The following is an 11,995-nucleotide window of genomic DNA, read 5'->3' on the forward strand; positions in this document are numbered from 1 at the left end:
TTTCGGGAGAAAATTATGCGGAAGATCTTAGGTTCCATACTATCAGGCATTAGAATCGTTGAACGAGTTCTAGTTATTTCCATAAATTTGATTATGGTTGCTCTGTATACTTTTAATGTTCTAGTGCGCGAAATCCTTCCGCAATACTCAAGTTCTTTCGCATGGATAGATGAAGCAACGCGGCTTCTAATGGTCTGGGCAGTATTTCTCGCCCTCGGCCTTGCTCTTGAGCGCGGCCGCCATGTTGCAGTTACAACTTTACTTGAAAAGCTCCCGAAAACTCCGCAAAAACTTGTATGTTTATTGATCAATACTACTGGCATAGTTTTTAGCTGCTACCTAGCATGGCTAGGATATTCGCTTGTTAAATTCGTAATGCGTACAGGACAAGTCAGCCCGACTCTAGGACTGCCCATGTACTGGCTATACGTAGCTCCTACGATTGGATTCATACTTCTCGCTCTCCGGTACGGGCTCGAACTGCTCAATATTAACAATCGTCGCACCAGACCCATACTCGCAAATCCAAGCAACTAAGGTGGTATCATAATATGACTCCTGTAATTATTCTCATCGCCTTTGCAATGCTGGTTTGCGGCTTCGAAATGCTGCTCGTTCTCGGCGTTCCGGCTTTTTTGACCAAAGCATTCTTATTTCCAAGAATCCCTGATCCGGTCCTTATTCAAAAGCTAGTCGGCGGAATCAATTTTTCTACACTACTCGCTATCCCATTTTTCATTTTCGCAGCTGAACTTATGGCTTCCGGTCAAATCGCTAAACGGCTAACGGACCTTATCAAACATTTCACAGCTCACAGGCTCGGTGGAATAGGACATACAACTGTTGTTGGTTCTATGGCGTTTGGTTCTGTCTCAGGCTCGGCTCCTGCTACCGTAGCCGCCATGGGCAAGCTCATGTATCCAGAACTGCGCAAATCAGGATTCAGCGAGAAATTCAGCCTCGGGCTAATTGTTTCCAGTGCAGAAACAGCCCTGCTCATTCCTCCAAGCATTACCTTAATTATTTATGGCTGGATGACTGGCACATCAATCACTGGTCTCTTCATAGGTGGACTTGGTGTCGGAATTACGCTTGGCCTTGCCTTTTGCGGACTGGTCATATTTGAAAGCATCAGAAACGGTGTTGGAAGAGGCGAAAAATCTACTATACCTTTCCTTCAAACATTCAATGCCGCGTCATGGGCTTTAGGATTACCTGTCATCATTTTAGGTGGTATTTATACAGGACTATTCACCCCAACCGAAGCCGCGGCAGTGTCCGTTGTATATGCAATTTTTGTTGAGGCAGCAATTTACAAAAACCTTACCTTCTCGCGCTTAATCAGGATCACAGAAAGAGCTTCTATTTCCACCACTATTATTTTCATTCTGCTGGCAATGGGAAGTGTACTTTCCTACTTTGTAACGATTGCTCAGGTCCCTGTTTTGATCACTAATTTCCTAACAGACATTCAGGCCGGACCAATAACATTTCTGATTATCGTAAACATCGCGTTCTTTATTGCAGGCATGTTTATCGATCCGAACTCAGCTCTGTTAATTCTCGTTCCGCCGCTTTTCCCTGTAGCCCTTACCATGGGAATTGATCCAATTCACTTTGGAGAAATAGTTTGTTTGAACATTTGTATCGGCATGATTACCCCGCCCTTCGGACTTGATATATTTGTGGCATCGTCAACACTTGATAAGCCCGTCATGTCCATTATTCAAGGGGTATGGCCTTTCCTTTTCATCAACATCCTTGTGTTGATGCTCGTAACTTACGTACCGGGTCTTGCTACTTTCCTTCCCGGACTGCTTGCTCCTTAACAAACTGAATATATTCCAATTATAAAACATGCACACAATAGCTAATGAACACTCAACAGGGGCAAAAACAATGAATCCGCATACGGTCACTGAAACTAAGCCCAGTCTTGAACATCTTACAAATGATGCAGAAAAGCTCTTTGCCGATCTTGAAGAATTATCGAAAGACACTATCGGAGTATCGCGCCCTTCCTATGGTGAAGGCGAAACGCAAGCCCTTGATATGGTTGAAAGCATTGCGATAAAAGAAGGGCTAATTACCTATCGAGACTCTGCGGCGAATCTTGTTATTGAACTTGAAAGTATTCCTGACGATCAGGAATACATAATGATAGGTTCACACCTCGACACAGTTCCGCAAGGTGGGAATTATGATGGAGCCGCAGGCGTGCTTGCTGGGTTACTCTGCCTTATTAATTTTAAGAGGACAGGAACGTCTCCGGAAATCCCTGTTAAAGTCATCGCCCTTAGAGCGGAAGAAAGTGCATGGTTCGGAGCATGTTACCTTGGATCGAAAGCACTTCTCGGCCAATTGGCAGCTTCCGAACAAGAACTGACTCAGCGAGATGATGGTAAATCTCTCGGCACACATATGGCTGAGTGTGGTGCAGAAATAGACAGGATTTCAAAAGGCGAAAAGCTAATTGATACTTCCAAGATCAAGGCCTTCTTCGAACTTCATATTGAACAAGGTCCCGTAATGATCGCGCGCAACTTACCGGTTGCGGCTGTTACAGGTATTCGCGGCAATATCAGACACCGTGAGATTAAATGTGTTGGGGAAGCTGGACATTCGGGCGCTGTGCCACGCTGGCTCAGAAAAGACGCCGTATTTGCTACAGCGGATCTTATTACGCGTATTGACGATCACTGGACAACAATTTTGCAGCATGGTGGCGATTTAGTTACGACCATGGGTATGCTTTCTACAGATCCTAAGCACCATGCTATGTCTAGGATTCCGGGCGAAGTCACTTTCAGTTTTGAAGCACGAAGCCAGTACGATCATACCTTAACTGCAATTGACGCATTGCTCCATTCTGAGTGTGCAACTATTACTTATGACCGCAAAGTTCAGTTCGAATTTGATAAACCTGTAAAAACTCCACCCGCAGTGCTTGACCAAAGCATTGTTGAGCGCATAAATAGAGCTTGCGAGGATGAAGGTTTGCCAATAGAACCTATTCCAAGCGGAGCGGGTCATGATGCGTCACTTTTCGCCAATGCTGGAGTTCCTACGGGAATGATATTTGTGAGAAACCGTAATGGCTCCCATAATCCTGAAGAAGAAATGGATATTGCTGATTTTATTCGGGGTACGTCTGTACTTTACCGCACTATTACGGAGTTCAAATCGTGAACACTGAAATTACCATCATAAGACCTGATGACTGGCATCTTCACCTGAGAGATGGGAAAATGCTTGCGGCAGTACTTCCATACACTGCAAAAATTTACGGCAGAGCTATTGTTATGCCGAACCTCATGCCCCCTATTACATCAGTAAATGAGGCAGAGGAATACCGCAGAAGAATCATAGCGGCGCGTCCTGAAGGATCAAACTTCGAACCGCTCATGACCTGTTATCTGACTGATGCTACCGACCCTGAAGATATTCGGGCCGCCTGCGCTGTTAAAGCTTTCCATGCAGTGAAACTATTTCCGGCAGGAGCTACCACCAATTCTGATAATGGTGTAACTTCGATTAAGAATGTTTATCCCGTACTTGAAGTGATGCAAGAACTGGGAATACCCCTTTCTGTTCACGGAGAAGTAGTCGACCCTGAAGTGGATATTTTTGATCGCGAAGCAGTTTTCATTGAGAAGGTGCTGATTCCCCTTCGTAAAGATTTTCCTGAACTGAAAATCATTTTCGAACATTTGACTTGCAAAAAAGCAGTTGATTATGTTCTTGATCAGGACGAGTTCACGGTTGCGACAATAACTCCGCACCACTTGGTTCTGACGCGCAACGATCTTTTTAAAGGCGGAATGAATCCTTACATGTACTGCTTGCCGGTTGCAAAAACATTTGAAGACCGCAAAGCTCTGCGTGAAGCGGCAACTTCAGGTAATGAGAAATTTTTCCTAGGTACGGATTCTGCGCCGCACGCATGTAAGAATAAAGAAAAAGAAGGAGCATTCGCAGGGATATTTAATGCTCCGACTTCTATCGGTTATGTCACGCAAGTTTTTGAAAGATGTGGAGAGCTTCCTAGGTTAGAAGGCTTTACATCGATATTCGGAGCCAGATTCTACGGACTTTCTCCCAATGGCAGTACTATTACACTGACAAAAAGGGATGAACCTGTTTCTATGAATTGGCTTTTTAAAGCGGGTGAAGACGAGGTTAAAATATTTAACCCGGACACGCCCCTTTACTGGGAATTAGTTGATTGATATAAGCTGAGTCGCTTTTAGACCCGGCTTTTTTTACGTATAACAACAAAGGAGAAACAATGGTTCCTACCGGCTTTCCAGACAAAGCAACCATAGCTGAAATAACAGCTAAAATGCTCATCGAAGTTGAAGCTGTCCGCTTCAGAGCTGATGAGCCTTTCAAATTTACCTCAGGCTGGGCCAGCCCGGTATATATTGACTGTCGTAAACTTATTTCCTACCCGCGCGTTCGTTCGACATTGATGGACTTCGGAGCTTCTGTCATTCTAAGAGACGTTGGCTTTGAATCCATCGACTGTGTTGCAGGCGGTGAAACAGCAGGTATTCCTTTCGCAGCATGGCTGTCTGAAAGACTGATGCTTCCTATGCAGTATGTACGCAAAAAAGCGAAAGGTTTTGGTCGTGATGCACAGATCGAAGGCGATTTTAAGGAAGGCTCCAAAGTTCTTCTAGTTGAAGATTTGTCCACAGACGGACGCAGCAAAGTTACTTTTGCTGAAGCTCTTCGTCGTGCCGGCGCAAACGTGACCCATACGTTTGTACTTTTCGAATACGGAATTTTCCCGAACTCAGAACAGACTCTCGCTGATGCGGGTCTTGAAATGCTCTCACTGGCTAACTGGTGGGACATTCTGAATGTTTGTAAGAAAGAAAATTACTTTGATACCAAGTCCTTAGGCGAAGTTGAAAAGTTCTTGAATAATCCAGTAGAATGGTCTGGAGCTCATGGCGGAATTTCTACTTACCCAGAGTAAAAGCTTTTTAGCCCTTTTCTTACTTCTATATTCAAGTACAAAAAAACCCCGAATAACTAGTTATTCGGGGTTTTACTCATTTTAAGATAGGAGGATGTATTTAAAAACGCTCGAAATCATCACTTAGCCCCGCAGAGGGAAGAGCTTTAATCTTATTGCGAGAACTAGAGTTTATTTGATTGCGAACTAAACGTGAATCTCCACAATCGAAAAACAGCATCATTTCACGAAGACTTTCCGCCTGACTTGCAAGTTCTTCTGATGTTGAAGCTACTTCTTCCGATGAAGAAGCACTTATCTGCGTTGCTCTTTCCACCTGACTCACTGCCGATCCTATCTGCTGAATTGCTGAGTCCTGCTCTGCACAGGTTGCGTTGATCTCACTAATAAGTTCGGAAGTGCTCTCAATATCAGGGACAAGCTCATCAAGCATGACAACGGCTTGATCAGCGACAATGACAGTAGATGAAGAAAGCTCGCTAATTTCACTTGCGGCAGTACCACTTCTTTCAGCAAGTTTACGAACTTCGGCTGCGACAACAGCAAATCCCTTACCATGCTCACCTGCTCGCGCCGCTTCAATAGCTGCGTTCAATGCAAGAAGATTAGTCTGGCGAGCAATATCTTCAATGATGGTAATTTTATCAGCGATATTCTTCATGGCCGTAACAGCCTGAGTAACAGCACTACCACTTTCGCTAGCCTTAGCGGCAGCTTTGGAAGCAAGCGCTGCGGTCTGCTGAGAATTGTCTGAATTGCGCGCTATGGATGACGTTACTTCCTCAATGGCGGCGGAGAGCTCTTCAATAGATGCAGCTTGCTCAGTTGCCCCTTGCGATAAACTTTCAGAAGCAGAAGACAGTTCCTGACTACCAGCGGCAATATTATCAACAGCTCCATTTACACCGTAAACCACACTTCGGAGCTTCTCTACCATCTGTCCCATAGCTGAAAGCATGGAGCCAATTTCATCACACCCAGTGGACTCAACATCCTTACTCAAATCTCCATTCGCCATGGCAGAGGAGGTATCAACCGCCAAAGAAAGAGGCCGGACAATCAAACGCGCCAAAATAATACCAATCATTATAGCAAGTGCCATCGCGACACCGACACCTGTAAAAATAGCACCGTTTACCTGCATAAGACTGTTATTGAAAACGTCTTTCGCGCCCTCTTCAACCTGACCAATCATGGTGAACATTTCTTCACCTATGTTGTCTGCTTCAACATCGACTTTAAGAAGATCAACAAGAATATCATTATGCCTGTGTTGACTCGCAATTAGGATTGCAGCGGCAGGCTGGAGCTCTTGATCATGCACCTTATCAAGCCTGTTCACGGCATTACGCAAATTAAGGTCATTAACTTTAGTAATTATATTTCCATCGGCATTACCACCATTTAAAAGAGACTGTACGAAAACATCAAACTTCTTCAAAGTCGCTTCATACTTTTCCTCGAACTTATCAATATCAGCATCATCGGAGCTCTGTACTAATTCTTCCAAAGCAATTCTAGTTTCACCCATAATTACTTTAATTTCCATGACCATATCTGACCATGAAACTTCTGTGAAAAGTATTTCTTCCGCAGATCCGCCAGAATTGAGCCTACTTTCTATGTAATTAGAAATAGCAACTTCCAAAACTTCAGCCAGCTCTATTACTGAATTATAAGCTTCTTCAGTTTTTTCCATTGCAGCATTTCGTTCTTGGATAACAATATATGATTCGAGCATTAGATCATTCATTTTTCTAACGCGGGGTTGAAATTCATTACTGTGAAAACTATCAGCTTTTTCGACAATTCTACGTAACTCAAGATCAGTGGTTGCATGTATTAATCCTGCTGGAGTTTCAGCTCCCTTCAAAATACCATCACTATACAAATCAAAATCTTCCACGAGTCTTTCATGCTCGGCCCAAACGTCTGCCACTCCGTCCTTATCTTCAGCGGAAAGCATTTCCATCAGCATTTGCATGTCAGTCCGAACAGAAATTTTCATCTCCATAGAAGCATCAACAATCGAAGATGCAGCTACCATATGGCCTTGATAGTACTTAATACATATTCCAGTTACCAAAAAAAGTAATACAATAATCCCAAACCCACTCAAAATCTTTGTGCCAATTCTAACATCACCTAATTTCATATGTATCTCCAAGGATGCATGATAATTTTATTACTAAACTTAAAAAGTCTTAACTGTTAAGAGCAACAACTAACTCTATCAAGATACATGCTTTGATAAAAAAGTATTGTAACTTAACTATTTAACTAAAACGAAATTAATAAAAACTTAATTTAAGATATAGACATATCCTATCGAACCAACTTCGAACAATAGATTATCTGAATTGCAAATTTATGTACATAAAAAACAATAACACCTTTTCTAGGAGGGATAAAAGACAGTACGAGCGGAAGGGATAATATATTCTACTAATAATAAAAAAAAGCGGCCCTGTAAGAAAACTTACAGGGCCGCAGATATATCTAACAGCAAACTCCTTTCATTAAGAAAGGAAATCTTTAAAGCTATAGCCTAGAAGGTCTGCTTGAACAGATCTTCACTAGATGAACCACCACCTTCGGAATCGTCACCAGCGCCTCCAGCAGTTTTAGTCGGCTGTGTTCCTTCCTTAAATGGCAGAAAGAATGTCTTGGTTGATCCCGGACCAGCAAGCAGCCCGGAAGAAGCATCTACCTTCGCCATGACAACTCCATCGGGCTGAGGAAAGTCCATGTATGGATAATCTTTCTCAACCTTCTTGCGATAGGCAACCCAGATTGGACTTGCTGCGCGTGAGCCTGTTTCATATTTACCCATAGGAGTAAGCTGATCAAACCCAACAAACACGCCCGTCAATAAATACGGGGAAAAGCCCATATACCAAGCATCCTGTTCATTATTAGTTGTACCTGTTTTACCTGCAACCGGACGCCCGAGAGCTCTTGCTCTCCAACCAGTACCGTGCGCAACAACTTCTTTTAACAGGCTACACATTATGTACGCGGTTTGAGGACTAATAGCATCATGCACTTCAGGTTTGGATTCGTACAACTGCTCACCCCAAGGACTATTAACCGAAAGAACTAGTCTAGGTTTAATCCGAGTACCACCACGAGCAAAAGCTGAATAAGCTTCAACCATATTAAGTAAAGTTACAGAACCAGAACCGAGCGCAACAGATAAATCGGCAGGAAAATCACCATCGAGACCCATCACTTTTGCGCGCTCAATAATCTTCTTAACACCCATTTTCTGAGCAAGCCTGATTGTTACCAGGTTTCTGGATTTTACAAGAGCGGTACGCAAAAGCGTAGGCCCATAAAATACGCCTTCAAAGTTTTGAGGCTTCCAGAGCTTACCGGCAACCATATCTGTGTAAACAAATGGAGCATCCATAAGAATTGATGCAGTAGTAAATCCATTGTCCATTGCTGTGGAATAAACAACAGGCTTAAAAGCAGAACCAGGCTGTCTTTTAGCCTGAGTTGCGCGGTTGAACTGACTACTGTGGAAGGAATAACCACCAACCATAGCTTTTACTTCACCAGATCGAGGGTCCATGGACACAAGCCCACCCTGAACAACCGGTCTTTGAACTAAGCCCACAAGCCAGTTCAGTTCGCCAAGTTCCGGAGTATCAGGATCAACTTGGTTAAAGTTGACTTCACTACCGTCTTTAAAGAAAGCTTTAGTTAATTTAGCCCAAACGACATTGCCGACCTTCAATATTTTAGTCGCATCCTTAACGGGACGAACGTCTTCAGGAGCCTTACGTATATTAGGCTCACGGCACCACTTCATGCTGGTTACGGGCATTTTGGCAGTATATTTACCGAACTTAACCAGTGCTTCTTTTTTAGAAACTTTGGTCACCAGAACTTTAACCCATTTATCAGGTCTAAGGTCTGAGAATGGTATTACTTCAGAAGTCAAAAAGTTTGCATATTCTGCAGGAGTAAGCTCAGCCAAAGGACCGCGCCAACCGCGTCGAAGAGTCGAACTCTCAAGTCCATTTCTAACGGCAAGATCGGCAGCTTTCTGATGTTTTAAATCACATGAAGTAACAACATTCAGCCCGCCATTATATACTGTGTCCTCACCGTACTGATCTATGAGCCAGCGTCTGACTTCTTCTAGATAGTACGGACCGGACTGCCATGATGGATCTTCCATACTTTTGTATACAAGCTGCTCATCTACAGCATTATTGTACTCGTCCTTACCTATCCACCCCTGCTCATACATCTGACCAAGAACGTACAATTGACGAGCTCTTGCTTTTTCAGGGTGCTTATAAGGATCATAGCGACTTGGAGCCTGAGGAAGTCCTGCCAAAAGAGCAGACTCTGCAATAGATAAATCACCAACATGCTTAGCAAAGTAAATACGAGCCGCAGCTTCGACACCGTAAGCTCCGGCACCAAGGTAAATTTGATTGAGATAAATTGTGAGGATTTCATCTTTTTCAAGATAATGCTCAAGTCTAAAAGCGAGGATAGCTTCTTTTATTTTTCGCTTATAGCTTTTTTCAGGAGTCAGAAGCAGTCTTTTAATTATCTGCTGCGTAACAGTACTTCCGCCCTGCCTGATGCCGCCAGTTCTGAGATTGGCAACAAAAGCTCTCGAAATAGCAGAGAAATCAACTCCGTCATGCTCATAAAAAGATGCGTCTTCGGCTGCAAGAAAAGCTTTAGGAAGAAGTGGAGTCATCTCATCGATTCTAACCAAGTAGCGCTTTTCTTTATAGAAATAACCAAGCACTTTATTATCATGAGTGTAAACAGTCGTCACAAGTGGAGGACTGTAATCTGTGATATTTTTAAAACCTGGTAAATCTCTGGATGCCCAATAATAAAGACCAGCCATAGAAGAAATTCCGAGAATCCCTATCAGGAGCATTACTATAAGACTAACTTTATAAACTTTCTTCATCTGTAAATCTCACAAGCCACCTAAATCGGCAGCTGATCAGGATAACAATTATTCAAAATTTGAAATTCATATTCGCAAACGCACAAATTAATCAGGGTCGGAATCAAAACCCCATGCAATGCAGAGTTTTTCATGCATCTTTCTGGCTTTCACCAAAGAAACGTCGAGAGCCTTAAATAATTTACCCGTAGTTTTATTTTCTTGCTGAGCAAGGCACCCAGGAACTTCAAGAATGCTGATTTGTCCATTCTCACAAGTCCAGAAAGGAAACAGGCGGCAATAAAAGGGGCGAGCATCCTGAGGAATACGACATCCTTCAGGGCCTAAAAACAAACATTTTCCAAATTCATCCAACCCCAGACGGTAATGCGTCTCATCCTGAGGAAACAGCGCTCTCACAGTTCGGCGTTGATCTGGAAATAATCTCAGTAAATTTTCAATAAAAATGGCGGAATTCGGCTGTAAAACGAACCCGCCTAAATCGGGAGCGCACTCTAAAATGCGCTCCCGTTCAATTTTCGATATAGGAAAACAAAGATCTTCACATCCCGGAGTTAATTCGCAACATGTCGGACCTTTAGCGGCACAACGTGCACAAACAAAAGGATCATTCATAGACAAAAACACTCCGTATGATGGATCCTAGCATTTATCTTCCAGACACATTTTACCACCACCTTTGCAAGGAGGAATAGGGTAATTGCCGTCAAAACAAGCTAGACAGTATGAATCCTTATCTTCTACGGATTCAAGCAATCCTTCGATTGAAAGGTAGTGAAGTGAATCAAGGCCGATGAAACGTGCGATTTCCTCTTCAGTACTATTGGCAGCGATAAGTTCACCTTTGGATGAAAAGTCGATCCCGTAATAACAAGGGAAGCGAATAGCAGGACAACTAACGCGCATGTGAATTTCACGTGCACCAAGTGCTCTCAACTCTTTAACTCTTGTACGAATAGTTGTTCCACGCACAATAGAGTCTTCAATGATCATAATGCTCTTGCCCTTAATCATACTGCGGACAGGGTTAAGTTTCATCTTAACACTGAAGTCACGCATATCCTGCGAAGGCTGAATAAAAGTACGGCCAACGTAGTGATTTCGAATCATAGCAAGTTCAAGCGGCAATCCTGATTCCTGCGAATACCCGACTGCGGCATAGTTACCGGAATCCGGGAAAGGCATTACAAAATCAACATCCTGCGGCATTTCTTTGGCGAGTACTTTTCCCATTTTTTTGCGTCTTTCATAAACAACTTCATCAAAAATAATGGAGTCTGGACGTGCAAAATAAATAAGTTCAAAAATACACTGTCTTTTGGGAGTCTTGTCATCATATATATATGATTTCAGATTACCGTTTTCAACAACGACCATTTCACCCGGTTTTACAGGACGAATAGATTCAGCGTCGATAAGATCAAAAGCACATGTTTCAGATGCAAAAACATAGTTATCACCAAGACGTCCAATAACTAGAGGGCGGAAACCATGAGGATCTTTAACAGCAATCAGTTTGTCATTAGCTAAAATTAAGAGAGAGAAAGCACCCTTAACTTTTTTACAAGCCTTCATGATCGCATCTTCGATGGTATTGCCATTGAGGTTCTTTGCAATCAGATGAACGAAAACTTCTGAATCCATGGTGGTCTGAAAAATAGACCCCTGCGATTCAAGCTCTTCACGTAGTTCCTTGGTATTAACAAGGTTTCCGTTATGGGCAATAGCAAGGCGTAAATCACCAAATCTTACGATGAATGGCTGGGCATTTCTAATAAGCGACGCACCAGTCGTAGAATAACGAACATGACCAATGGCTATGTTACCTTTCAGTTCTTTGCTCAAGTGACGTTCATTAAAAACGTCTCCAACAAGCCCCATGCCTTTCTGCTCACGAATCTGCTCGCCGTCCCAAGTGACGATTCCGGCAGATTCCTGGCCACGATGCTGCATTGCGTAAAGACCAAAATAGGTCATGCGCGCAGCTTCCGGATGATGATATATTCCAAAAAGTCCGCAGTATTCTTTTTTCATATTTCCTGCTTTTGTATTAAAAAAGGAAA

General features: G+C 43.0%; 9 protein-coding genes. 5 read left to right on the forward strand and 4 right to left on the reverse strand.

What is annotated here, in order from left to right:
- The first annotated feature begins 15 nt into the window (after window positions 1–15).
- The 5 genes from BR06_RS0117750 (at window position 16) to BR06_RS0117770 (ending at window position 4,984) form a co-directional block, all read left to right on the forward strand.
- Window positions 16–537: a TRAP transporter small permease gene (locus BR06_RS0117750; protein ID WP_031485460.1), complete on the forward strand. Its 522-nt coding sequence runs from the start codon at window positions 16–18 to the stop codon at window positions 535–537.
- Window positions 538–551: 14 nt separating this feature from the next.
- Window positions 552–1,829 carry a TRAP transporter large permease gene (locus tag BR06_RS0117755; RefSeq protein WP_031485462.1) on the forward strand — a complete coding sequence of 426 codons (1,278 nt, stop codon included), beginning with the start codon at window positions 552–554 and terminating at the stop codon, window positions 1,827–1,829.
- Between the two features lie 70 nt (window positions 1,830–1,899).
- Window positions 1,900–3,189 (forward strand): Zn-dependent hydrolase, encoded by a 1,290-nt coding sequence (locus tag BR06_RS0117760; protein ID WP_051677187.1) that lies wholly within the window; start codon window positions 1,900–1,902, stop codon window positions 3,187–3,189.
- Window positions 3,186–4,229 (forward strand): dihydroorotase, encoded by a 1,044-nt coding sequence (pyrC, locus tag BR06_RS0117765; protein WP_031485469.1) that lies wholly within the window; start codon window positions 3,186–3,188, stop codon window positions 4,227–4,229. Before BR06_RS0117760 ends, pyrC begins: the two co-directional genes overlap by 4 nt.
- 59 nt (window positions 4,230–4,288) lie before the next feature.
- Window positions 4,289–4,984 carry an orotate phosphoribosyltransferase gene (locus tag BR06_RS0117770; protein WP_031485475.1) on the forward strand — a complete coding sequence of 232 codons (696 nt, stop codon included), beginning with the start codon at window positions 4,289–4,291 and terminating at the stop codon, window positions 4,982–4,984.
- A 100-nt stretch (window positions 4,985–5,084) separates the two neighbouring features.
- Here the strand turns inward: BR06_RS0117770 and BR06_RS19955 are convergent, their stop codons facing one another.
- From BR06_RS19955 to purF, 4 genes are all read right to left on the reverse strand, one after another.
- A complete protein-coding gene (locus BR06_RS19955; protein ID WP_051677188.1) occupies window positions 5,085–7,139 on the reverse strand; it encodes a methyl-accepting chemotaxis protein in 2,055 nt (684 codons plus the stop codon).
- Window positions 7,140–7,532: 393 nt separating this feature from the next.
- On the reverse strand, window positions 7,533–9,932 hold the full coding sequence (locus BR06_RS0117780; protein ID WP_031485484.1) for a penicillin-binding protein 1A: 2,400 nt from the start codon (window positions 9,930–9,932) through the stop codon (window positions 7,533–7,535).
- Between the two features lie 87 nt (window positions 9,933–10,019).
- Window positions 10,020–10,547, reverse strand: a complete 528-nt coding sequence (locus BR06_RS0117785; protein WP_031485487.1) for a YkgJ family cysteine cluster protein — start codon at window positions 10,545–10,547, stop codon at window positions 10,020–10,022.
- Between the two features lie 27 nt (window positions 10,548–10,574).
- Window positions 10,575–11,966, reverse strand: a complete 1,392-nt coding sequence (gene purF / locus BR06_RS0117790) for an amidophosphoribosyltransferase (protein WP_031485488.1) — start codon at window positions 11,964–11,966, stop codon at window positions 10,575–10,577.
- Between the last annotated feature and the right edge of the window lie 29 nt (window positions 11,967–11,995).

Origin of the sequence: Maridesulfovibrio frigidus DSM 17176, from assembly GCF_000711735.1 — a bacterium.
Classification (GTDB): domain Bacteria; phylum Desulfobacterota; class Desulfovibrionia; order Desulfovibrionales; family Desulfovibrionaceae; genus Maridesulfovibrio; species Maridesulfovibrio frigidus.

Coding starts and splice junctions, on each gene's coding strand:
- purF (WP_031485488.1), bottom strand. CDS start 11,966: ATGAAAAAAGAATACTGCGGACTTTTTGGAATATATCATCATCCGGAA.
- BR06_RS0117770 (WP_031485475.1), top strand. CDS start 4,289: ATGGTTCCTACCGGCTTTCCAGACAAAGCAACCATAGCTGAAATAACA.
- BR06_RS0117760 (WP_051677187.1), top strand. CDS start 1,900: ATGAATCCGCATACGGTCACTGAAACTAAGCCCAGTCTTGAACATCTT.
- BR06_RS0117750 (WP_031485460.1), top strand. CDS start 16: ATGCGGAAGATCTTAGGTTCCATACTATCAGGCATTAGAATCGTTGAA.
- BR06_RS0117785 (WP_031485487.1), bottom strand. CDS start 10,547: ATGAATGATCCTTTTGTTTGTGCACGTTGTGCCGCTAAAGGTCCGACA.
- BR06_RS19955 (WP_051677188.1), bottom strand. CDS start 7,139: ATGAAATTAGGTGATGTTAGAATTGGCACAAAGATTTTGAGTGGGTTT.
- BR06_RS0117780 (WP_031485484.1), bottom strand. CDS start 9,932: ATGAAGAAAGTTTATAAAGTTAGTCTTATAGTAATGCTCCTGATAGGG.
- BR06_RS0117755 (WP_031485462.1), top strand. CDS start 552: ATGACTCCTGTAATTATTCTCATCGCCTTTGCAATGCTGGTTTGCGGC.